Source organism: Pantoea sp. B566, from assembly GCF_024793925.1.
GTDB classification, from domain to species: domain Bacteria; phylum Pseudomonadota; class Gammaproteobacteria; order Enterobacterales; family Enterobacteriaceae; genus Pantoea; species Pantoea ananatis.
Genome location: NZ_JANUQL010000003.1, coordinates 2861159 through 2882420, shown reverse-complemented (window position 1 = coordinate 2882420; position 21262 = coordinate 2861159). Strand labels below are relative to the sequence as shown.

The 21262-nt window shown below is 49.8% G+C and carries 20 protein-coding genes; 12 read left to right on the top strand and 8 right to left on the bottom strand.

The window, feature by feature from the left end:
- Positions 1-41: 41 nt before the first annotated feature.
- The 3 genes from eptB to NYE92_RS15185 all read right to left on the bottom strand — a co-directional run bounded on the left by eptB (position 42) and on the right by NYE92_RS15185 (position 2980).
- Positions 42-1733: a kdo(2)-lipid A phosphoethanolamine 7''-transferase gene (eptB, locus tag NYE92_RS15195; protein WP_029569323.1), complete on the bottom strand. Its 1692-nt coding sequence runs from the start codon at positions 1731-1733 to the stop codon at positions 42-44.
- A gap of 260 nt (positions 1734-1993) precedes the next feature.
- A complete protein-coding gene (locus NYE92_RS15190; protein ID WP_013024026.1) occupies positions 1994-2422 on the bottom strand; it encodes an organic hydroperoxide resistance protein in 429 nt (142 codons plus the stop codon).
- Positions 2423-2515: 93 nt separating this feature from the next.
- Complete coding sequence (locus NYE92_RS15185; protein ID WP_013024025.1) at positions 2516-2980, bottom strand: MarR family winged helix-turn-helix transcriptional regulator; 465 nt, start codon at positions 2978-2980, stop codon at positions 2516-2518.
- Positions 2981-3039: 59 nt separating this feature from the next.
- Here NYE92_RS15185 and NYE92_RS15180 point away from each other — a divergent pair, with 59 nt between their 5' ends.
- From NYE92_RS15180 to tnaB, 4 genes are all read left to right on the top strand, one after another.
- Positions 3040-3633, top strand: coding sequence for an HD domain-containing protein (locus NYE92_RS15180; RefSeq protein WP_013024024.1), 594 nt, complete (start codon positions 3040-3042; stop codon positions 3631-3633).
- A 491-nt stretch (positions 3634-4124) separates the two neighbouring features.
- The gene (gene tnaC, locus NYE92_RS23275) at positions 4125-4202 is read left to right on the top strand and encodes a tryptophanase leader peptide (protein ID WP_104933743.1); all 78 of its coding nucleotides are present in this window, start codon (positions 4125-4127) and stop codon (positions 4200-4202) included.
- 267 nt (positions 4203-4469) lie between these two features.
- Entirely contained in the window at positions 4470-5888 is a 1419-nt protein-coding gene (gene tnaA / locus NYE92_RS15175) for a tryptophanase (RefSeq protein ID WP_014607015.1), read from the top strand.
- A gap of 112 nt (positions 5889-6000) precedes the next feature.
- Positions 6001-7248, top strand: a complete 1248-nt coding sequence (tnaB, locus tag NYE92_RS15170) for a low affinity tryptophan permease TnaB (protein WP_014594984.1) — start codon at positions 6001-6003, stop codon at positions 7246-7248.
- Between the two features lie 114 nt (positions 7249-7362).
- Here tnaB and NYE92_RS15165 read toward each other — a convergent pair whose 3' ends face one another.
- Positions 7363-7656: an HTH-type transcriptional regulator gene (locus tag NYE92_RS15165; RefSeq protein WP_014607017.1), complete on the bottom strand. Its 294-nt coding sequence runs from the start codon at positions 7654-7656 to the stop codon at positions 7363-7365.
- A 1017-nt stretch (positions 7657-8673) separates the two neighbouring features.
- Between NYE92_RS15165 and NYE92_RS15160 the strand changes: the two genes are divergently transcribed.
- From NYE92_RS15160 to NYE92_RS15140, 5 genes are all read left to right on the top strand, one after another.
- Positions 8674-9390, top strand: a complete 717-nt coding sequence (locus tag NYE92_RS15160) for a DUF3053 domain-containing protein (protein WP_019106243.1) — start codon at positions 8674-8676, stop codon at positions 9388-9390.
- A 436-nt stretch (positions 9391-9826) separates the two neighbouring features.
- Positions 9827-11761 (top strand): PTS mannitol transporter subunit IICBA, encoded by a 1935-nt coding sequence (locus NYE92_RS15155; protein WP_014607019.1) that lies wholly within the window; start codon positions 9827-9829, stop codon positions 11759-11761.
- Between the two features lie 93 nt (positions 11762-11854).
- Positions 11855-13003, top strand: coding sequence for a mannitol-1-phosphate 5-dehydrogenase (mtlD, locus tag NYE92_RS15150; protein WP_019106242.1), 1149 nt, complete (start codon positions 11855-11857; stop codon positions 13001-13003).
- A 7-nt stretch (positions 13004-13010) separates the two neighbouring features.
- Positions 13011-13613, top strand: a complete 603-nt coding sequence (gene mtlR / locus NYE92_RS15145) for a mannitol operon repressor MtlR (protein WP_014594981.1) — start codon at positions 13011-13013, stop codon at positions 13611-13613.
- A 102-nt stretch (positions 13614-13715) separates the two neighbouring features.
- Positions 13716-14078, top strand: a complete 363-nt coding sequence (locus NYE92_RS15140; protein ID WP_013024016.1) for a YibL family ribosome-associated protein — start codon at positions 13716-13718, stop codon at positions 14076-14078.
- 7 nt (positions 14079-14085) lie between these two features.
- On the opposite strand, the gene NYE92_RS15135 is transcribed toward NYE92_RS15140, so the two are convergent.
- From NYE92_RS15135 to fdhD, 3 genes are all read right to left on the bottom strand, one after another.
- On the bottom strand, positions 14086-15048 hold the full coding sequence (locus NYE92_RS15135; RefSeq protein ID WP_022623756.1) for a VirK/YbjX family protein: 963 nt from the start codon (positions 15046-15048) through the stop codon (positions 14086-14088).
- Between the two features lie 290 nt (positions 15049-15338).
- Complete coding sequence (gene sodA, locus NYE92_RS15130; protein WP_014607023.1) at positions 15339-15956, bottom strand: superoxide dismutase [Mn]; 618 nt, start codon at positions 15954-15956, stop codon at positions 15339-15341.
- Positions 15957-16218: 262 nt separating this feature from the next.
- The gene (gene fdhD / locus NYE92_RS15125) at positions 16219-17043 is read right to left on the bottom strand and encodes a formate dehydrogenase accessory sulfurtransferase FdhD (RefSeq protein ID WP_031284268.1); all 825 of its coding nucleotides are present in this window, start codon (positions 17041-17043) and stop codon (positions 16219-16221) included.
- Between the two features lie 445 nt (positions 17044-17488).
- Here fdhD and fdhE point away from each other — a divergent pair, with 445 nt between their 5' ends.
- Both fdhE and NYE92_RS15115 read left to right on the top strand, forming a co-directional pair.
- Positions 17489-18412 (top strand): formate dehydrogenase accessory protein FdhE, encoded by a 924-nt coding sequence (gene fdhE, locus NYE92_RS15120; protein WP_259019125.1) that lies wholly within the window; start codon positions 17489-17491, stop codon positions 18410-18412.
- A 36-nt stretch (positions 18413-18448) separates the two neighbouring features.
- Positions 18449-19060, top strand: coding sequence for a glutathione S-transferase (locus NYE92_RS15115; protein WP_088900775.1), 612 nt, complete (start codon positions 18449-18451; stop codon positions 19058-19060).
- Between the two features lie 121 nt (positions 19061-19181).
- Here the strand turns inward: NYE92_RS15115 and NYE92_RS15110 are convergent, their stop codons facing one another.
- Complete coding sequence (locus NYE92_RS15110) at positions 19182-19742, bottom strand: Ail/Lom family outer membrane beta-barrel protein (RefSeq protein ID WP_014594974.1); 561 nt, start codon at positions 19740-19742, stop codon at positions 19182-19184.
- A 592-nt stretch (positions 19743-20334) separates the two neighbouring features.
- Between NYE92_RS15110 and NYE92_RS15105 the strand changes: the two genes are divergently transcribed.
- Positions 20335-21075, top strand: a complete 741-nt coding sequence (locus NYE92_RS15105) for a MipA/OmpV family protein (protein ID WP_015701319.1) — start codon at positions 20335-20337, stop codon at positions 21073-21075.
- Positions 21076-21262 lie beyond the last annotated feature (187 nt).

Below are 21262 nucleotides of genomic sequence, written 5' to 3'. Positions count from 1 at the left end.
CCAGCGAGTTTTATGCCTTGCCGCGAAAAATTGCCTTACCGCTATAGCGCTTTTGACGCTGTCCCGGCAGGTGCCTGACACCAGTTATTAGCCTGCTTAATCCCGCCATTTGGCGAGGTGTAACCCAGGCAGCCCATAATGGTATCAAACAGCTCGACATGACGATGGGTTTTGCCGACGCGCTGTTGCGCCTGCAGGCGTTCGAAGTTTTCACGGTTTGTCGGGTCAGCCAGATATTTATCTGACGCCCAGACCATCATAGGAACACGGAACTGCTCCGGCGGTGCCATTTCACGCGGCGTACCATGCAGATGCATATTGTCGCTGATCGATTCGCCATGGTCGGATGCATAAAACACGATCGCTTTTTTATCACGCAGCTGATCCAGAACGCTGTCCAGCATGCTGTCCACATAAAGGACGGAATTATCGTAAGCGTTGATCAGTTGCGCTTTGCTACAGGTTTCATCCACGCCCATGCATTCTGGCTGATAGCGTGCAAAACTGCGCGGATAGCGCTGTGAGTAGAGATAATGTGAGCCCTTGGTGTGCAGGACAACCAGATGCTTACCCTTCGGGTACCGCTGCAGTGAGGCCTGTAACTCAGGCACCAGCAGCATATCATCTACTGATTTACCCTGGTTACGTGGCTCAGAACCAATCTGCTCGCGGAAAGAGAAATTATTGGCGTTGATGTTATCGTAGAACCAAACCTCACTTTGCATCGCAAACAGCTCAGAAGTGAAGCCCAGTTCTTTCATCACTGCGAACACATTTTGCTCTTTCAATGTTCGCCCGGGATTGTCCATGGTGCCGCCTTCGCGCACAAACATACAACGCAAAGACAACTTGGTCGCGGTATCACAAGATTCGCCACGAAATGCGACCAGATTTTTCTCTTTAGAGAGTTTAGGGGTGGTGTTTCGCTCATAGCCCAGCAAGCCCATATGATCCCAGCGAGTGGTTTCGCCAATAACAAACACCACATAGGTATCATCTAACCCCGGAGGAGCAACATAAGTATATTTCTGGGCAGGATCCAGGAGTTCCTGATTTTCCAGCGTCTCGTCAATCTTGGTCCAGGTAAACAAACCCAGCGCGGCCAGCCAGTTAGAGGGGAGATATGAGTGCGCGACAATTCCGCCATAGCTTGGCAGATCGACGTTGGTCACTTCCTCATTCGCCTTTTGCAACTTGTCGAAGTAACGGATGGGTAACCACACGAGCGCAACGCAGGCCAGCATAATCAAAGTGGGTTTCAGGCGCTGTCCTGGCGTACGTAACTGCTCATTGAGCGTCATACTAAGGTTGTTGCGCCAAATCATGAACAGTGGCAGCGCGCTGACCAGCACCATCCACAGGATAAAGTGATAACCCACCACCTCTTTTGACAAATCGGTATCTGTCGTCATGACTGAGGCGACGATTCCGTAGCCAATGACCACATTGAAAAAGGCCATATAATAGCCAGCAGCAACAGAGATCAGGACAATCAGGGTGGCCAGAATCCGGTAGAACCATTTTCCGCCTAGCGATAACAACCGCATCAGGAAAAACGTCAGCAGCACGATAGCGACGACCTCGGTAAACGCGGTCAGCCAGTTTGTCACGGTTGATCGGGTCAGAAAGCCATCAAATCGGCGATAAAAGATTGGTAAATTCAAAAAGATACCGAGATACAGAGCCAGCAAGAGCGACAGCTTTTGCTGTGTTAATGATTTTATGTAATTCATGAAAAATGGTGTTTCCCCGGAGCGAAGCGCTTAACTAAACGTTAATCTGACTGCCATATTTCGGCAGAGTTCGCGAATTAAGCGGGCCGGATAAATAAGAAGAGTATTCTGAACGTTTTTAGACGTCATAATGCGAAGTGGCACAGTTAACCATGCGGCAACAAATTAGACCAGAAAATAATCCCGGACAGGACGTTTCAAAAACGTCACTCAGAAAGGCGAAGAGAGAAAAAAGGGCCTGTATTCAGGCCCTTAAACGTTTAGCGAATGATATTCAGCGTGACATCAATGTTGTTGCGTGTGGCATTTGAATAGGGACAAACGATATGAGCCGCATCAACCAGTTTCTGCGCTTCGGCTTCGTCCATTTCAGGCAGGTGAATATTCAGCGTTGCTTCAATACCGAAACCATTGGGGATAGGGCCAATACCCACTTCGCCTTCAATCCATGCATCTTTTGGCATCGCAATTTTGTCACGGCCAGCAACGAACTTCATTGCGCCCAGGAAGCAAGCTGAATATCCCGCGGCAAAAAGCTGCTCCGGGTTAGTGACTTCGCCACCTGCACCGCCCATCTCTTTCGGTACACCCAGTTTCACATCCAGAACGCCGTCAGATGAAGTTGCACGACCATCACGACCACCGGTAGCCTTAGCTTTTGCACGATAAACCACTTGTTCTAAAGACATATCTGCTCTCCATTACACTATTTAATCGCTCGCGACTTATCAATAAGCACCGAGCTGCGAAGTTTGACTCGTTTCTACATCCAGATTAAAAATTTAGCGCGGCACCATGAGTTTGTCACGTAACTGGTTCAACTGCAGTTTGAGCGAATTCATTTCATCTTCGCTGCAGTCAGATGCACACTGAATCTCATCAGGAATGCTTTCAGCCTGCTGGCGCAGCGAACGCCCTGCATCCGTTAAACTCACGACGACCTGACGTTCATCCTGACGGGAACGCTGGCGATTAAGTAAGCCCGCATTTTCCAGCCGTTTCAGCAGCGGCGTCAGCGTTGCAGAATCCAGAAAGAGGCGTTCACCAATTTCTGATACGGTCAGTGAATCCTGTTGCCACAGTACCAGCATCACCAGATATTGCGGATAGGTAATATCCATCTGCGTGAGCAACTTACGGTATACTTTATGCATCGCCAGGTTGGCGGAATAAAGTGCAAAACAAAGTTGCTGATCGAGCAACAGTGGCGCAGCTTTCACTTTTTTGTCATTTTGATTACTGTTCATAGACGCAATATAAATAGCGCGCTAGTTAATTGCAAGCAATTTATGAAATGAGGTAGTGCATGCAGGATTCTCTGGAAGAACGGGCGCGTCGCTATGCCACACAAGCCCATGCCGAAACGGGTCAACGACGCAAATATACCGATGAGCCCTACATCGTGCATCCCGCTGCCGTTGTGGAACTGGTCAGAAGCATTACCGATAATCCTGTGATGCTGGCCGCCGCCTGGCTGCATGATACCGTGGAAGATACGGCGACCACCCTCAATGATATCCAGACGCATTTTGGTGACGAGGTCGCGAAGCTGGTTGAGATGCTGACCAACACGGCACCACAGAGTGCAAAGAACCGTGCGGCACGTAAAGTGGCCGATTTTCGCCATACGGCTCAGGCCAGCCCAGAGGCACAAACGATAAAGCTGGCTGACATTATTGACAATACACGTTCAATTGTTCGTTTCGATCCCCATTTCGCCCGTGTTTATCTGATTGAAAAAAGGGTGCAAATTCAATTACTCAGACAGGGCAACACAGAACTCTGGCGTCAGGCTTCTGCCAATATTGAAAATGGCATTGCGCAACTGGCTGAGGCTCCCTATAACGTGCCCGAAAAGTGGTTTGTGAAGCAAGCCGCGAAATACGGTGGGTTGAGCTAAAACCCGCCGCTGCATGTGGTCGCCTTTGAAGTAAACTGCACAGGGTAAGCCAGTCATCAGGAACCGATTATATGGTTTACAGGTTTACAGGTTTACAGGTTTACAGGTTTACAGGTTTACAGGCTTACAGGCTTACAGGCTTACAGGCTTACAGGCTTACAGGCTTACAGGCTTACAGGCTTACAGGCTTACAGGCTTACAGGAAACGATAAGCCCGACCTGGGGATCCCCAATCGATTACGATCAGCACGGCTTTCTCTTTTACAGCGATCAGAGAGGGCATATGAATGTGTAGAAAAAATCGGGTTTTTAAAAAGTAATTAGCAAGCAGGGAAACTGTCAAAAAAATGTATTTTTAAAATAAAAAATAAATAACTATTAAGACAGAAAGAAGGTTTCATGTGATATCAGTCACGATAACTAAACGTAATGCTAGACATAAATAATTAATATAATAGGGTGGCACTATGTTTAATGAGAGTTGAAATATTATGATCATCTTAAACAGCAGCAGTGTAATATCCAAATGGTTTAATATTGATAATGTTATTGTCAATCACCTGCCTTAACGTCTTCTTTTTACAATCGCCCATCTCTTTCGACTGACAGGGTCGTAATTTATCGGGCGCATTTTCACTCATTCAGACTTTAAAAACCCTGCATTATGGGTGCGATCCGTTTACTTGCCCAAAACTGGCTATTGAAAACGCGATGCAACATACAATGCAGTCACGTTTCTTATCGGCTGAAACAGGATAAAAACATTTGCCCGGGTTTTTAATTCATTCATTAAAAAAACCTACGGCATCGGCACGTCTGAATAAAAGGACATGATGATGAATAACTTTAGACACTTACCTGAGCCATTCCGTATTCGTGTTATTGAACCCGTCAAACGCACTACACGAGAGCATCGTAATGCAGCGATGATAAAAGCCGGAATGAATCCATTCTTGCTGGATAGCGAAGACGTTTTTATTGATCTTCTCACCGATAGCGGAACCGGCGCCGTTACGCAAAATATGCAGGCTGCTATGATGCGAGGCGATGAATCTTACAGTGGCAGCCGCAGTTATTACACGTTAGCGGAAGCGGTAAAAGCTATTTTTGGTTATGCCTATACTATTCCAACACATCAGGGCCGTGGCGCAGAACAAATTTACATTCCGGTATTAATAAAAAAACGGGAGCAAGAAAAAGGTCTGGACAGAACAAAAATGGTGGCCTTCTCGAACTACTTTTTTGATACTACACAGGGCCACAGCCAGATAAATGGCTGTACCGTGCGAAATGTTTATATCAAAGAGGCTTTCGATACGGCGGTTCGCCACGACTTCAAGGGCGACTTTGATCTTGAGCGCCTGGAGAAAGGCATCCAGGATGTGGGCGCGGAGAATGTGCCCTATATTGTTGCCACTATTACCTGCAATTCCGCCGGCGGGCAGCCCGTGTCGCTGGCAAACTTAAAAGCCATGTACCAGATTGCAAAAAAATATGACATTCCGGTGGTCATGGATTCAGCCCGCTTTGCTGAAAACGCGTACTTTATTCAGCAGCGGGAAAAAGCGTACAAAAACTGGACAATCGAAGCGATTACCCGGGAAAGCTATAAATATGCTGACATGCTGGCCATGTCGGCAAAAAAAGATGCGATGGTCCCCATGGGTGGCTTGTTGTCTTTCAAAGATGACAGCTTCTTTGATGTGTACACCGACTGCAGAACACTTTGCGTTGTTCAGGAAGGATTCCCCACCTATGGTGGGTTAGAAGGCGGCGCAATGGAACGCCTGGCGGTAGGCCTTTATGACGGCATGAATCAAGACTGGCTGGCTTATCGTATCAGTCAAATTCAATACCTGGTTGATGGCCTTGAATCGATTGGTGTGACCTGCCAGCAAGCCGGTGGCCATGCTGCCTTTGTCGATGCCGGAAAATTATTGCCGCACATTCCGGCGCATCAGTTCCCGGCTCAGGCACTCGCCTGCGAGTTATATAAAGTGGCCGGTATCCGGGCAGTCGAGATCGGCTCGTTTTTGCTGGGCCGCGATCCTAAATCAGGAGAACAACTGCCCTGTCCGGCCGAACTGTTGCGGTTAACCGTTCCCAGAGCCACCTACACACAAACGCATATGGACTTCATTATCGAAGCTTTTGAGCATGTGAAAGAGAATGCGAGCAACATAAAAGGATTAGCCTTTACCTATGAGCCTAAGGTTTTGCGCCATTTCACCGCAAAACTTAAAGAGATTTCATAGTCATACCTGTACAGTGAGCAGCTGTTTTGGCCACGGCTGCTCCATTACCCTGCCTGTCAGGCATAAAAATTATAACAACGATAAAAGCGAAGAATATTGTTGAGAGGACACCATGGAAGAAAATACAGATCAGAAACACTCCGCCTTTTGGGGCGTGATGGTTATCGCTGGAACCGTAATCGGTGGTGGGATGTTTGCACTCCCTGTCGATCTTGCGGGCGCGTGGTTCTTCTGGGGCGCTTTCATCTTGATCATCGCCTGGTTTTCCATGCTTCATTCCGGTCTGCTGTTACTGGAAGCTAACCTGAACTATCCAACAGGCTCAAGCTTCAATACATTGACCAAAGATCTGCTGGGTAAAAGATGGAATGTAATAAGCGGTATTACCGTTGCTTTTGTGTTGTATATACTGACTTACGCTTATATCTCCGCTAACGGCGCGATTATTAGCGAAACCCTGTCCATGCATTCCAGCATGACGATACCTTCACGTGTTATCGGCATCGGTACAGCGGTTTTCGTTGCCAGCGTGTTATGGATTAGCTCTCTGGCAGCCAGCAGAATCACCTCGCTTTTTTTGGGTATTAAAATCTTAGCCTTCGTCATTGTTTTTGGCTCTTTATTTTTCAAAGTTGATTTTTCAATCCTTAGCGATGTTAGCGGTATCAGTGAAAGCAATCGTTATTTTCCCTATATATTTATGGCCGTTCCGGTTTGCCTTGCCTCTTTTGGCTTTCACGGTAATATCCCCAGCCTGATCATTTGTTATGGAAAACGAAAAGATAAGCTGGTTAAAAGCATTGTTCTTGGTTCACTGCTGGCGCTGTTTATCTATCTTTTTTGGCTGTATTGCACCATGGGGAATATCCCGCGTGAAAAATTCAAAGAAATCATTTCTTCGGGCGGAAATGTTGACGCGCTGGTGAAGTCTTTTATGGGAACGCATCCTGGCGGCGTCATTGAATTTTTCTTACTGGTTTTTTCTAATCTCGCCGTGGCCAGCTCTTTCTTTGGGGTCACGTTGGGGTTGTTCGACTATCTGGCGGATCTGTTTAAAATCGATAATTCCCACTTTGGACGATTTAAAACAGTGCTGTTAACCTTTCTACCTCCCGGCATCTTATATTTGCTCTTCCCGAATGGTTTTATTTACGGTATCGGTGGCGCAGGATTGTGCGCAACAATCTGGGCAGTTATCGTCCCTGCCCTACTGGCATTAAAATCGAGAAAACGCTTTCCCGATAAAACATTCACTGTCTGGGGCGGAAAGGTTATTCCGGCTGTGGTCATTTTATTTGGTGTTATCGTCATCATCTGCTGGTTTGGCAATGTGCTTAACATCTTGCCAAAGTTTAGCTGACCGACAGGACGGACTGGAAACGTGTTTAACGAAGCCTGTCAACAGGGAGAGGTATTGAACGGCCGGTCACTCACGTGACCGGCGCCAACAAAAGCCGGGATACGACTTAGTGACTTAATCGAGTAACTGACGCCCAAGGTAAGGATTGGCGTGAAGTAATTTCATCAATTTTTGTGCAGTTGCGGAAGGACGCGTACGCTGGGCTTCCCAGCTTTTAACCGAAGAAACGCTAACGCCCATAATCCTGGCAAACTCATCTACCTGCATTCCTGCCATTTCGCGTAAACGCTGTGGCTCTGGCACGGCTGGCTGACGCTGAGTTTGCAGCGCTACAGGGCTGTTATCACGTGTCAAAACAATCTGCTCAAGGCTGCTGAGCAATTCAAACATTGGGTCTTTTAACTCCATAGAGAACTCCTTAAAACTCACTATGAATCACGTGAAAGAAGGTACAAGAACCTGAAATCAGGCTCAGAAACCGGATTAAGCAAGCTGCATCCCTTAAGAGTTTGTTTTTATTGTAAGAAAACCCTTATGGGACACAGCCTGACCTGCATTGCTGTTAAACATGTCAACACAATGCCACAAATGCCGGGAGACTAAGTATGGATAGATACCTGACAATTTGCAGCGCAAATTAGACATTTTTTTTAACTTTACAATTCTGAAAAATGGTTAAGCAACTTAACCTTTTGAAGCGATTGGTTTTGTTACCACAGCGTCTGTCAACAGCGCTGGTCGCGTTTTCTTTATGGCCGGCAATCAGGTGATGAACTGGCCAGGATAACCGCACCGGCTCTGTGAGTTGGTTGCAAAATATGCGCCAGACTTTCATTTTTTGAACACATACTGGCTGGAGAGTGCTGTCAGCCATCACGCCTTTCTTGCTTCCAAAATAAAAAAACACTTGCCAGCCCTGACGTAGGTGGCGCCGGAAGCGCTGAAAAGGGACTCAGCTTTATCATCGAAGGACAACATGACGTTTTAATTATAGTGAACACGATAATTTGTGCGATTCGTGCCAGTGATTGCGTTCATGCAGGCGTTTGCACCACTTTAATGCAGACGAACAATTTTAGGGCAACTCGTTAATGGACGTTTAACGTTAACGATTCAGATGGAACATCTGTGTCGCTCGAAACATAAGATGGAATTAATTATTTATGACCTATACTTACGGATCCGTTAGCTTCCCTTCGCGCGGGCTCGTTATCGGTGCAAAAAAGCCTGAGTCGCGGATGCGCTGGCCTTCTTTTCTGACACCATAAGCCTGTAACATCATCTTAAACACGCTTAAGGCAAACTTTCTTACAGGTTATGGCCTTACATCGCGCTTTCGCATTGTGTGGCCGTTATCCTTTGTTCTATTCTTTAGGCCACTGCTTATCCGGACATCAGCCAGTTTTACCGACAGGAGTTGAACCCATGGCTTCAGGCATTTCCCGTATCCTGGCACGCAGCGGCATTTTGCTGACTGGCGTGCTTCTTGTGCTGCAACTTACCGCATGTGGTGATAAAGAGGGCGAACAGCGCAAAGCGTTTATCGATTTTCTGCAAAATACCGTTATGCGTAGCGGTGAACATCTACCCAGCCTGAGTGAAAATCAGAAACAAAGTTTTGGTCCTTTCACCGGTGATTACGCCATTCTTTATGGCTTCTCGCAGCAGGCGAACAAAGCTGTGGATCAGGGGATGCGTCCGGTGGTGGATGAACTTTCTGCTATTCATGTGCCGCAGGACTATCTGAGCCGCCACGACTCACTGGCCCAGGCCAACAGCGCGTTGACGGTGGCTACCCAGCAACTGGAAACCGCAAAAATGCAGGCAGATAAAAGTAAAAGCGCGCTTAAGCAAAACGACGACCTGAAAAAAGTCTTCGATACCGCGTATGACAAAGTGGTGACGCAGCCTGCTGGCCAGTTGATCCCATTGCTACCCAAACTGCAGGCACTTAGCCAGGATGCTGTAAAGACAGGTGAGTTTTTGCAGGCTCAGGGAACGCGCGTCAGTTTCAATAACGGTGGCGTTCAGTTCCCAACTCAGGAACAGGCGACGCAATATAATGACTTAATGACGAGCTTATCAGCTAATGTGCAAGCGCTGAGCCAGGCTAAAAATGCAGTACAGGGTAATTTGCAATAATCGGCGTGCAGGGGACGGATCATTCACCGCCTAACCTGAGCCACGTGAAATCATGATTCCGCATTCAAACGGGCCTGATCAAAATGTGATCCGGCCCGTTTTTCATTAAATTAAATTGTGATCTTAATCTCATTTATCAAACAAAGCTCAACGCCATAAATGTGATCGCAATCACTATAAATCGATTTCGATGGCTAAAAATCCGTCGTCTTATCGCCGTAATGGCTCATTTCTGTGATAAAAGTCACTTAATAACCCCCCATCCCCCCGACATAAATGTGACCTAAATCACACTAAGCCTCGTGCACTACGCAGTCCACTATTCGCGTGATAAAGTCCGCCTGCATACAGTAATACTGACGGCTCATCGCCGTAGTGGCTAAACAAAAACAAACGCGCGCTCCTGTTGCAGCGCGTCTCAACAAGGGGTGGGCTTATGTCCTCATCAGTAAAGGTCAAAGTACAAAGCTTTGGTCGCTTTTTGAGTAATATGGTGATGCCTAACATTGGCGCATTTATCGCCTGGGGTATTATCACCGCGCTGTTTATTCCAACAGGATGGATCCCTAACGAAACGCTGGCGAAACTGGTCGCCCCAATGATCACTTACCTGCTGCCACTCCTGATCGGTTATACCGGTGGACGCCTGGTCGGTGGCGATCGCGGTGGGGTGGTTGGCGCAATCACTACGATGGGGGTAATTGTCGGTGCTGATATGCCGATGTTCCTCGGCTCAATGATTGCGGGCCCACTTGGCGGCTGGGCGATCAAATCCTTTGACCGTATGGTTGACGGTAAAATCAAAAGCGGCTTTGAGATGCTGGTGAACAACTTCTCTGCCGGTATTATCGGTATGCTGTTGGCCATGCTGGCTTTTATGGCGATTGGTCCGCTGGTTGAAGGTCTTTCACACATTCTTGCCACGGGCGTTAACCTGATGGTGCAGAACAACCTGCTGCCATTGACGTCAATCTTCGTTGAACCTGCAAAAATCCTGTTCCTGAACAACGCGATTAACCACGGGATTTTCTCACCTCTGGGTATTCAGCAGGCAAGTGAAGCAGGGAAATCAATTTTCTTCTTGATCGAAGCCAACCCGGGTCCGGGGATGGGCGTGCTGATGGCCTATATGTTTTTTGGTCGGGGCAGTGCTAAACAGTCTGCTGGGGGCGCGGCGATCATCCACTTCCTGGGCGGCATTCACGAGATCTACTTCCCTTACGTGCTGATGGCACCACGCCTGCTGCTGGCCGTCATCCTTGGCGGAATGACCGGTGTCTTTACGCTGACCGTACTGCACGGTGGTCTGGTATCGCCTGCTTCACCAGGTTCTATCCTGGCCGTATTAGCCATGACGCCAAAAGGAGCTTACTTTGCCAATATCGCCGCCATCTTTGCTGCATTTGCGGTGTCGTTTGTGATTTCTGCCATTTTGTTGAAGACCAGCAAAGTGAAAGAAGATGACGATATCGAAGCGGCGACGCAGCGTATGCGTGATATGAAAGCGCAGTCAAAAGGTCAGAGTCTGACAGGTGCGCCGGTTGCGAGCGACGCGATGAGCGTAGATCTGGACCATGTGCGTAAAATCATTGTGGCCTGCGATGCAGGTATGGGCTCAAGCGCCATGGGCGCTGGTGTCCTGCGTAAGAAGGTCCATGATGCAGGTCTGAGTAACGTGTCGGTCACCAACAGCGCGATTAATGCCTTACCGGGTGACGTTGATCTGGTGATTACCCATCGCGATCTTACTGAACGAGCCATCCGTCAGGCGCCTCATGCCCAGCACATTTCCTTAAATAACTTCCTGGATAGTGCACTTTATAGCACGCTGACCGAGCGCCTGGTGGCGGCTAATCGCAGTGAAGCTAACCGCGAAGCCGTACAGAAGACGCTGGGTGACAGCTACGATGACAGCCATGCCAACCTGTTTAAACTCGGCCAGAGCAACGTTTTCCTGGGGCTGAGTGCCAGCAATAAAGAGCAGGCGATTCGCTTTGCCGGTGAGCAGTTAGTCAAAGGCGGCTACGTAGAACCCGAATACATTGATGCCATGCTGGCGCGCGAAAAGCTGACGCCAACCTATCTTGGCGAGTCGATTGCTGTGCCGCACGGTACCGTTGAAGCGAAAGACCGTGTACTGAAAACGGGTGTGGTTTTCTGCCAGTACCCTGCCGGCGTTCAGTTTGGCGAGGAACCTGATGAAGTGGCACGTTTGGTGATTGGTATAGCTGCCCGCAATAACGAGCACATTCAGGTGATTACCAGCCTGACGAACGCGCTCGATGATGAGCAGGTCATTGAACAACTGGCACGTACAGAAAGTGTACAGGATGTTCTGGATCTGTTATCAGGCAAACCCGCTGTAGCATAATCGGGTCCGACATTTCCCTGGGGCGGTTGTGCCCGTCCCATTTTTTGGGGGCGGACATGCCCGCCCCATCGTTATTTGATATGGGTCAATTTTATGAAAGCGTTACATTTTGGAGCAGGCAACATCGGTCGTGGCTTTATCGGCAAACTGCTGGCAGATGCCGGTATTGAGCTGATTTTTGCAGATGTGAATCAGGCAGTGCTGGATGCCCTTAATGCACGTCATGAATATCCCGTGCATGTGGTAGGTGAACAGGCCAAAGTTGAAGTGGTTAAGGGCGTCAGCGCCGTGAACAGCACCAGCGACGACATTACTGGACTGATCGCGGATGTCGATCTCGTTACCACTGCCGTTGGTCCGCAAATCCTTGAGCGCATCGCTGCCAGCGTGGCAAAAGGTCTGGCCAAACGCAGTGATAACGGCAATGTTCGGCCGTTAAATATTATCGCCTGTGAAAATATGGTGCGTGGAACCAGCCAGCTTAAGCAGCACGTGCTACAGGCGCTACCTTCTGAATATCATGTCTGGCTCGAACAACACGTCGGCTTTGTGGATTCAGCGGTAGACCGTATTGTTCCCCCTTCTGAAGCAGGCACTCAGGATCCGCTTGAAGTCACGGTGGAAACCTTCAGCGAATGGATTGTGGACAAAACCCAGTTTAAAGGCGAATTGCCGACCATTCCGGGCATGGAACTGACCGATAACCTGATGGCCTTTGTGGAGCGTAAACTTTTCACCCTGAATACCGGCCACGCAATTACGGCCTATCTGGGGCAACAGGCGGGGCACCAGACTATTCGCGATGCCATTCTCGATGAGAATATTCGCGCGGTCGTCCAGGGTGCGATGGAAGAAAGTGGCGCGGTACTGATTAGACGCTACGGCTTCGAAGCAGACAAGCATGCTGCTTATATTCAAAAAATTCTTAGCCGCTTTGAAAATCCCTATCTGAAAGATGACGTTGAACGCGTAGGTCGTCAGCCAATCCGCAAGCTGAGCGCAGGCGACCGCCTGATTAAACCGACACTCGGCACGCTGGAATATGGCCTGCCGCATGCCAACCTGGTTCAGGGCATTGCTGCTGCAATGCATTATCATAGCGATCAGGATCCCCAGGCGCAGGAGTTAGCCGCGCTGCTGGCGGAAAAAGGTCCGCAGGCAACCTTAGCGCAGGTTTCAGGACTGGATGCTGAGAGTGAAATAATAAAAGAGGCCGTGAGTGCCTGGCACGCCATGGCATAATAGCCCCATGTTAGCGACCCAGATCGGGGGCAATAAACGGGCCCCCGACAGCAGCACTACACTGATGCAGGCAAGAATGGAAGAAAAGCAGGCTTTTGAAAACCGGGTGCTTGAACGCCTGAACGCTGGACGCTCGGTGAGAAGCTTTTTGTTCGCCGCTGTCGAGTTGTTAGCTGAAGCCGTCAATGTGCTGGTGCTGCAGGTATTCCGTAAAGATGACTACGCGGTGAAATACGCCGTAGAGCCCTTGCTGCTGGGTGACGGTCCGTTAGGTGAGCTCTCCGTCAGGCTCAAGCTGATCTATGGCCTTGGCGTGATTAGTCGGCATGAATATGAAGACTGTGAGTTACTGCTGGCGCTGCGTGAAGAACTCAATCATGACGCGGGCGATTACCGTTTTACTGATGATGAAATTCTGGGACCCTTTGGTGAATTGCACTGTGTGGCGGCCTGGCCCCCCGTTCCCACATTTCATGCTGAAGATGCAGCACTACAGGCGATGCAGCAGCAACGTTATCTGCAGATGGTACGCTCCACTATGGTCCTGTCACTCACCGAACTGATTTCCCGCATTAGTATGAAACAGGCGTTTAAAAAGTCAGTCAGCTAAATCCCGCCGGGAGCCTCAAGGCTCCCCTTTTCACGCTAACCACCGAGAATCTACGTTAAATTTGGTGTATCCTTAGCCTGTTTTCCTCAACGAGTTGTTGTCATGAAAGAGCAAGAAAAAAACGAAATTAAACGTCTCAGCGATCAACTTGACGCGCTGAATCGTAAAGAGCCTCAGTTACTCGAATCCGGTGATGCTGAAAAGCTGGGCGCGTTGCTGAAAGAGAAAGAAACGCTGGTAACGGAAATTGAGCGTCTTCGCAGTCAGCGTGACGTTAAGCTGAGCCTGGAAGCGCAAAAACTGCAAAAATTGCCGTTCAGCCGCGAAATTACGAAAAAAGAGCAGGCAAATTTAGGCGCATTGAAGAAAAGCGTGCGCGGCCTGGTGGTGGTGCATCCAATGACCGCGCTGGGACGAGAAATGGGGCTTAGCGTTATGACCGGATTTGCTAAAAACGCCTTTTGATCATGTTTCAGGCGGCGGCCCGATCGCTGTTTTGCTGGCCAGTAGCAGTCCCAACCTGCTCTGCCAGCGTATCCAGCAGCGTATAACGACGGCGGTATTCCGCACGCTTCTTACTGGCAATCTCTTCCAGCGTTTTACGCGGCAGCGCCAGCGGCAGCATAAAGACGCCGTCAGCACGCTCCTTTCCGTTGATCGTCAGCCAGAAATCGCTGTAGCTGGCATGGAATTTATCCTCTTTACTCTGGCGATAACGCAGGCTGCGAAAAACATGCGTTTCATCCCCTACCGCCGCTATTTTCCTGACACCACATTGCTGAGATAAAATAAAGACGACTTCCATCAATAAGCGTTTAGGAAATAAACCATGTGCCGCTTTGGTTGCATCACGAATAACATCATTACTGATACTTTTACGCGGTCCCTGTAAGCCACCGATTAAGAGTGTGCGCGCGTTATCCTCGTTCAAGATCGTGAATGAAAGTGAGGCTAAGCCTTCTCCCTGATAACGCAAGACTAAGGTTATTTCACCTTCACGATCGTAATAACCTGAGCTACAGGCAATAACAAAATCTTCATCATTTTTACCCTTCAGCCTGGCCAGCACGCTCTCTTCGCCACTTTGTAAAACCTGGCGAAGTTGAAGATTATCCAGGCTGTTCATTAAATGATAATGGTCGAGAATAGCCTGGGCGCGTGCAGCTACACCCATTCCGGCACGCAGATAAGGGCGATGTAACTTCGCGGGTAAGACTCCCTGCACACGCATTAATTGCGAAAACCGGGGTAACTCTGAGAGCTGCTGTAAATAGCGCAATGTGGTCACGGGCGCAATCAGCGTCCTTAAGGCAAATTTAAAACGGAATTGACGGCTTAGCCAACGTTTATTTGGCACGTACTTTCCGCTGACCAATTGAAAAAAAAGAGAGGCATACGAATCAGCAACCGGCTCGTGTGTAGTATAAATAGACATGGCATAAGTTCTTATTAGTTTGATAGTGGCGCTGATGATAAAACGAGCGACATCAACGACAGGTTAATGACTCAAATTGTTAAAAACTTACCGGGATAAACTGACGCTTCGTTTAATTCTGGTTTAACTGACTTCGAACGTTGGGCTTTAAAGGTGGGAAGCGGTGCGGGCAGCGCAGCATCAGCTATCGCAATGGCAACATTCAGACCGGAAAAGGACGAAAACCTGATGTTCGGGCGAAAAAAAACCGGCAGAACAGGTTCTGCCGGTCAGGTCTCTTGGGTTATCGCTTACTTAGCCGATGCAAAGCGGGCTGCCGCTTCGTCCCAGTTAACCACGTTCCAGAACGCTTTGATGTAGTCCGGACGCTTGTTCTGATACTTCAGGTAGTAGGCGTGTTCCCACACATCCAAACCAATGATCGGATAGCCAGAAACGCCAGCGACGGCCTCGCCCATCAGTGGATTATCCTGGTTAGCAGTGGAAACCACGGCCAGTTTGTCGCCTTTTTTAACCAGCCAGGCCCAACCTGAACCGAAACGGGTGGTCGCCGCTTTCTCAAACTCTTCCTGGAATTTCTCAACGCTACCAAAATCTTTCTCAATAGCCGCCTTCAGTTCGCCCTGAAGGGTCGTGCCGGTTTTCAGGCCTTTCCAGAACAGACTGTGGTTAGCATGACCACCTGCGTTGTTGCGCAGCGGGCCTTTTTTGTCTGCTGGCAGCTGATCCAGCTTAGTGATCAGTTCATCAACGGGCAGATCAGCAAATTCAGTGCCTTCCAGCGCCGCATTGGCGTTGTTGACATAGGTCTGATGATGTTTGGTGTGATGGATTTCCATCGTCTGCTTGTCAAAGTGCGGTTCCAGTGCGTCGTAGGCGTAAGGCAGGGATGGCAGTGAATAACTCATGTTCTTCCTCTCCATTTAGTGTTTGAGCAGCACGACAATGTCGGCACGTGCCGCGTAAGCAGTCTTATCATTATAGTTAAATTCATGATCGGTAAAAGCGTAATCAATGCCCTATTAAACATAAGGTTTTGAAAAAACATGCAAAGACTGCGCATTTTTCGTTTGATGCTGACCGCAAAACGGGCTTCGCGCAGGCGCAGTCAGCGAGCCCGTGACGGCCTGATAACCGCTTCTGCAGGCACTCATTCGCGCTGCTCAGCATTTACATCAGCCGCTGTGGATGAGTGTAAATGGTCGCCCGGCCCGGCTTACTGAAACCGACAAGGGTAAGGTTGCAGCGTTCTGCAACCTCAACAGCCAGTCGGGTCGCAGCGGAGACGGCAAACAGAATCTCCACGCCGCACATTGCAGATTTCTGCACCATCTCATAGCTGGCGCGACTGGAAACTAACAGGGCGCCCTCGCCCCAGGCGGCCTGACTGCGATAGCCCAACAGCTTATCCAGCGCCACATGACGACCGACGTCCTCGCAGCCGTGAATCAGCACACCATCAGGCTGTATCCAGGCCGCTGCATGGGTACAGCCCGTTTTTTGCCCCACTGGCTGAAACTGGTTAAGTTGCCCCAGTGCGCGATCCAGATGCGCTAACGTAAACCGCTGGGTGAACGGCAACGGCGTAAGCGGCTTACCAATCTGGTCCAGTTGCTCAACCCCGCAAACGCCACAGCCGGTCCGCCCCGCCAGGGCCCGTCGCTGCGCTTTCAGCGCCATAAAACGACGGCTGGATAGCTCAATCTGTACCTCAATGCCATTGCAACCCGCGACCACATCCATACCGAAGATATCTGCCGGCGCATCGATAATGCCTTCAGAGAGAGAAAAACCGATGGCAAAAGCCTCCAGGTCTTTGGGCGTTGTCATCATCACGACGTGGGAAATGCCGTTATAAACCAGCGCCACGGGAACCTCTTCCGCTAGCCAGTCAGCCCGGGAGTGATGTAAATCGTCACGTTGCCACACCAGAGTTTCACGCAGACCGGCATTCCCGATTACATCAGCATCACTTCTCGCCTCGTTTTTATTCACTTTTTTCTGATCCTGGCTGATTCCGCAATGATTGAAAGGTAATAGTATTCCGTTATGCTGAATAGTGCCTATTCTGAACCTGCTGACAGAGAGCAACAAGCGCATGGCACCCTGATAGCATAAAGCGTGAAATGGCGCGCGGCTGGCCCGGCATGCTCGATGTCTATCTGTATGAAATCATCCAGCCTCGGGAAAAATACATTTCATCCACAAGGGCGGGATTTGGACTGCTATGATCAGCCTGTCGGGAACATTGATGAGATCCTGAAATGCTGCAATCTTCTGACTGACGACGAGTCCTGTCATGATGGAGATAACCGCAACAGAAAAAACGTAAAACCGGCGACAAAGCCACCGTCCGAATGGCCTGAGCCACGACTGAAAACCTATTCTTGCTGGTGTCGTGAATCGCGTAATCAGCCAACAAAACAGGAAAATGCCCTCTATGAGCATCCGCATTATCCCGCAAGATCAGTTGGAGAAGAGCGGAAAAAATCCAGCGGAGACAATCCCGCCGTTACTTTTCCCCCAGTTGAAGCGTTTATACAGCCGCCGCGCCGCGCGACTGCGTGATCTGGCCGCTAAAAATCCACTGGGCGATTATTTACGCTTTGCCGCCGTCATAGCCCAGGCGCAGGAAATTGTGCTGTATGACCATCCGCTGCAGATGAATCTTCATGCCCGCCTGGTACAGAGTGCTCAGGAAGGCAAACCGCCGCTGGATATTCATACTTTACCGCGGGATACGCACTGGCACCGCCTGTTGCATTCGCTGATTGCGGAACTTAAACCCGAGATGAGCGGCCAGGCGCTGGCAGTGCTGGAGAACCTGGAAAAAGCCTCTGCCAGCGAGCTGGAAACGATGGCCAGCGCACTCTTTGCGGGCGAGTATGCTCAGGTCAGTAGCGACAAAGCGCCTTTTATCTGGGCGTCACTGTCAATTTACTGGGCGCAAATGGCGGCGTTGATACCGGGTAAAGCACAGGCAGAGATGGGCAATCAACGCCAGTACTGCCCGGTGTGCAACAGCATGCCCGTTGCCAGCATGGTTCATATGGGCACCGACGAAGGCGCACGTTACCTGCATTGCAATCTGTGCGAAAGTGAGTGGTACGTGGTGCGTAGCAAGTGCACAAACTGCGAACAATCCCGCGATCTTCACTACTGGTCGCTGGACAGTGAACATGCAGCAGTAAAAGCTGAAAGCTGTGGTGACTGTGGTAGCTATCTGAAAATCTTGTACCAGCAAAAGAATCCGGCAATTGAACCCGTCGCGGACGATCTCGCTTCTTTGGTGCTGGATGCCCGTATGGAGCAGGAAGGCTTTACACGAAGCAGTCTGAATCCCTTTATGTTCCCTGGTGAATAGCTATTGCTAAAAAACCTCGCTAAACGGAGCTACGCAATGAAACTGATTGGCAGCTATACCAGCCCTTTTGTACGCAAGATATCTATCATCATGCTGGAAAAAGGTATGATGTTTGAATTCGTTAATGCTTCGCCTTACAGCGATGACAGCCACGTTCCGCAATATAATCCGTTGGGAAAAGTGCCTGCACTGGTCGCGGAGGACGATCAGATCTGGTTCGATTCCAGCATCATCGCTGAGTACCTGGAACAGCGCAGCCCGACGCCTGCTTTATTACCTGACACTTCCCTCGCATCGTTAAACGTTCGTCAGCTCGAGAAGTTAGCTGACGGTATCAGTGACGCGGCGCTGGTGATTGTGCGTGAGCAGTTACGTCCGGGCGATATGCAGTCAGAAGAGGTTTTACTGCGTAATCGTGAAAAGATTCAGCGTGGCCTGGACAGCCTGGAAGCCTCCGTGAACGAAGGAAAATGGCTCAACACTGGCGCACTTAACCTGGCGGATATTGCGACGGGCTGCATGATCGGTTATCTGAATTTCCGTCGCGTCGTGCCGAACTGGTGCGTTGGCCGCCCGGCGTTAGTCAAGCTGGCAGAAAACCTGTTTCAGCGCGAAAGCTTTGCCCGAACCACGCCGCCCGCATCCTGATCACTCGGCGCAGCAAGTTGCCAGTAGCCGGGTTTCTGAAGGGCCAGCGGCGTTATGCGTATTCTGAAGCGGTGAGAGGCACGCCGCGAAGGATGCAGAGCAAATCTGCATAAACGTGCAATCAGAAACGGTAACCCACCCCCAGATTAACGCCGTTAACAGCGCGTTGCTCTCCTTCAACCCGGGTGCGGGAACCTTCGTAACCCAGGGTTACAGACAGATAATCAACCGGGTTAATGATAATACCGGCCCCGTAAGCCAACGCATTGGTCGTCTCCGAAAACTGGATGTCCTGAGGCATTCCCTGAGAATCATAGCCGTGATACTGGCGGCTCATCGCGGCATGGGAAAAGCCGGCCAGCGCATAAACACTGACCCGTTGATTCAGACGATATGCCGGCCCCGCCAGTAAAGAATAATATTTTGCGCTTACGTGATCGGACGTATGGCGCTGAAAAAAAGAACTGTTGCTGTCCTCACTGTTCTCCAGAGTGGTGAAAGAGGCCACTACGCTAACCGGCGAGTCCCACTCATAACGATATTGCAGATTCACACCGGGCATATTTTTAAAATCTTCAACTTTACTCTGCGCATAGCCTACAGACAGCGTTTGACTTGCCACTGCGGGCACCGCACCACTCAGCAGCGCACAGAAAATAGCGGAAATAATCACCTTGTTCATACAACAATCCTGATAATAAAAAATAGGTGGCGCATCGCACCCTGTTAATTCTCTGATACAGACAGCCTTATCCTTTCAAGACAGGGCTGTGAGTTCAGTATTATTCAGCCCTGTCTCATCCGAAATGAAACAGCCTGTTTGCGCCAGATATTTTCTTTTTAAGCCTTGCCACTCACGGGAAAAACATCATTAGATCGCGGTAAACCTGCGAAATTAACGGTTATCTGGCGGAACGGGACCTTAACAAAAACACCTTATTCCCACAATAAATAAAGGGATAAAATTGACGGAATTCAGGACCGATTGACGATTGATTGATGTTACGTCCCAGTAGTCAGAGAAGGTAGCGGTAATCAGGGGATGAACCCGGTAAGAATAAGCATCGCCGCGCCTTGCATTGCTGCAGCGAGTCCGCTATATCTTTCGCTCAGGCCCTGTCCTGAAGCGGCCCGGCGCGCGCGGGCCGTAAGCCAGGGTAAAAGGCAGTTCATTACCACGCTCAGTTTTTTTATTTACGCTCCGGCCTCGTCATGGGCTGTGAGACCTGGCAGCCCACTGCCTCAGACAGACGAAAACCGGACAAATCACTATCATGCGATCACACTTCAGAATGGCCTTGTGCTGCCTCCTGGTCGGTAATATCACACAGGCCTGGGCTGAGGGGCTGACGCTGGGCGCCCAGGGCGAGGCGAACTTTACGCCTTATCGCCAGTACAAAACGCAGTTTTCAGGTCTGCCTTATGTAGGATATGACAACAACCATGTCTATATTGACGGCACCGAAGTCGGCGCCTATTTGATCAAAGATGACACCACACAGCTAAAGGCGCGCTGGTGGTATCTGGATAACGAATTCGATCCCGGCCAGTCATCTGACCCGGCGCTTCGACAGCTAGACATCCGCCACAGCACCATGATGGGCGGCATCAGCTATCAAAAGATAACCCCCGTCGGTGCTTTCAGAACGGAACTCTCTGCGGATACGCTGAATGAAAGCCGGGGATTACTGGGAACCGTCGCATGGGCGGGCCAGGTGTCGTTCATGCAGTTGGACGTTTATCCGCAGGTTGGGGTGGACTGGCTGAATAAGCAGCAGGCAAGCTATTACTACGGCGTGAACGCTCAGGAATCCGAGCGCAGCGGTTTACCTTCCTGGCGTCATCAGGGCATTACGCCGTGGCTTGCTTTGGCGTTTGACTGGCACCCGGTTACGCCGTTGCATATTTATCTTCAGCCCAAAGTCACCTTCCTGACTGGCGCACTTCGCGACAGTCCGATGACGGATCAACAGTATTACTGGACGCTTTCTTCAGGCGTTACCTGGACATTTTAAAGCGGGCATTCGGGCTGTGCCGCCACGATGCCTGGCGGCTTGAGATAGACTCGCGGATAGCGCCGCCTGTGCCGGTAACCGGCTGCAGCGCTTGAATATAAACATGCTCTACAGATGAGATTTCACATATCGCCCTGTCGATGGGCAACGTACCTCGATTATTCAAGACGGGACACACAGAATAAAA